The 543-nt window shown below is 52.9% G+C and carries 1 protein-coding gene; it reads left to right on the top strand.

Features of this window, described 5'->3' with window-relative positions; genetic code table 11:
- A partial coding sequence (locus ACWHAR_RS31110) for a class II aldolase/adducin family protein (RefSeq protein WP_452088936.1) occupies positions 1–543 on the top strand: 543 nt, incomplete at both ends.

The raw sequence follows: 543 nt of genomic DNA, 5'->3' as shown, positions 1-543 counted from the left end.
AGTCTGAGGCTGCATCGCTGCGTCCGGGTCTTGCCGAGCTCGTCTACCGTTCCAATCTGATCGGCGCTGACCGTTCGGTCTGCAACTGGGGCGGGGGAAACACATCGATGAAAACGACAGAAAAGGATTTCAGAGGCAGGGACATCGAGGTGATGTGGGTGAAAGGCAGCGGCTCGGACTTGGCGACGATGTCAGCGGGCCAATTTACCGGACTGAGGCTGGATGATATTCGTCCGCTGATGGAACGGAGCAGCATGACCGATGAAGAAATGACGGCATATTTGTCCCATTGCATGATGGACGGAAAGCATCCGCGGCCGTCGATCGAAACGCTTCTTCATGCTTTTTTGCCGTTTCCGCATGTCGATCACACCCACCCCGATGCAATCATCAGCATCTGCTGCTGCGATAATGGAAAAGAGATCGCAGAGGAGATATACGGCAGCCGATTTGTATGGGTGCCTTATGTCAGACCGGGCTTTGCTTTATCGAAGATGATAGCAGAAGGTGTGAAAAACAACCCGAATGCAGAGCTTGTTTTAA

The sequence above is a fragment of the Bacillus sp. LR--39 genome, assembly GCF_053613335.1.
This window is presented reverse-complemented; position numbering and strand designations above follow the sequence as displayed.